The organism is Cupriavidus sp. 05T313 (genome assembly GCF_056396665.1).
Genome location: NZ_JBFTLX010000506.1, coordinates 1 through 1,464, shown reverse-complemented (window position 1 = coordinate 1,464; position 1,464 = coordinate 1). Strand labels below are relative to the sequence as shown.

The 1,464-nt window shown below is 49.6% G+C and carries 3 protein-coding genes; all 3 read right to left on the bottom strand.

Annotation, left to right across the window (positions count from 1 at the left end):
• Window positions 1-329 precede the first annotated feature (329 nt).
• Entirely contained in the window at window positions 330-818 is a 489-nt protein-coding gene (locus tag AC1DKD_RS41280; RefSeq protein ID WP_441635221.1) for a hypothetical protein, read from the bottom strand.
• A 16-nt stretch (window positions 819-834) separates the two neighbouring features.
• Window positions 835-1,101 (bottom strand): hypothetical protein, encoded by a 267-nt coding sequence (locus tag AC1DKD_RS41275; protein WP_441635219.1) that lies wholly within the window; start codon window positions 1,099-1,101, stop codon window positions 835-837.
• 161 nt (window positions 1,102-1,262) lie between these two features.
• The coding region (locus AC1DKD_RS41270; RefSeq protein WP_477144753.1) for a hypothetical protein at window positions 1,263-1,464 on the bottom strand (202 nt) is incomplete at its 5' end.

The window sequence follows — 1,464 nt, the reverse complement described above, 5'->3', positions numbered from 1 at the left end:
TTTATGCCTTGCGTTCGATGTGGAGGCGAGAGTGAAGGGGGCGGAAAGCTACCTCTTTGGAGGTTTTTTGCGTACTAGGAGAATAATCGCGTAGACTAGCTCAAGAGATAGCCAAAATAGGCCTAAGAAGCTAAATGTAAATATGGCATGTTGATGCTGCTCAATAGTTATAACGGTGTGGGTGCGAAAAATGTCATTGTATAGCCATAGTATAAAATCCCGTAACCAATGCACGGCAATAATAATCAGGATGCAAAATGTCACGCGTGCGGATATTCCAAGCCATCCCGGATTTTTAAAAGCTCTGTCCATAAGATTTGTCACACCTATCATTTCGATTCCTTGCCGGGGAGAAATGGCGGCCATGACCCGCCAACTGTACCAGTCGTGACTGATGTATTTCCGGGTAGTATGTTCGGGGTGCCTTGCACTCCCTGGTCAGCCGTATCGACGGCGGCACTAGCTGGCAGTGAGAGAGCATTCTGCGCGTAGAAATTATTGATTCGGTCCTGCGGCAGATAGTTGGCATACATCCAAGCATCCGCCTTTTGTGCGGCGGTCGGCTGAAACGAATAGCTGATGCCGCACGCAGCGCACGAAGGATCCGCAGGGAGCATCATGCGAGCCTGACTCAGGAAGCTACTTGCCGCTTGGTCCCATGCATTGCCAACGCCATGTTGCACTTGCCGGAATCCTTGTTGTGCGAGGCGCTGCTCTGCGTCAGCAACCTGGACATCGGACGGAGCTTGCCCGCCATTGAGCCGCTGTGCGAAAGCCTTGGCATTGTCTTTGATCCACTTCTGCTCATCCGGATGCAACTGCCGAATGAACCGGTCATGTCGCCCAGCCCTCTAACGCATGCGAATACTGAGCATGGGCCTCGCCCAGGTCGTCATACTTGAACAGGGGCCCTTCGGTATTCGCGAAGTACCATCGATATTTGTCATGAACCGGCGGGAATACTTCACCGCGCTCAATATCGAAAAACAAACCAGTCATAAAACCCAAAACCATCTCTGCGTCCTCATCAAACTTTGCATGGCGAGTCAACAGAGCATGCAGTATCCGCGCCCTTTCTTGCAATTGCTCGATCTGATCCATGTTTCACTATGTAATGTGAACGGGTCAATCTTCGTCGGTGTTTTCCATTGTTGGTACTATGACCTGTTGCGCGCCACCCGGCATTGCTGCGGAAATCCAAGGTTATACGATACGCCGGCAGTGGACTTTTTCATGCCGGCTCGCGAATTCACGAAGGCCATCTACGGTTTTTGTCTGTCAATTTTCTTTTTCCTTTCAATCTGCCGTGTTTTTATCCACGCATATAAATACCAGGCTGAAATTTCTAGCATCCATAGCAGACACAGAGCTGAAACAGCGTAAAAGTATTTTTTGGTAACGTTAAACCCAAGTAGTTTTAGAATTACCAGCGGTAGTAGCATGATCCAAGGGGCAGTAATTCCC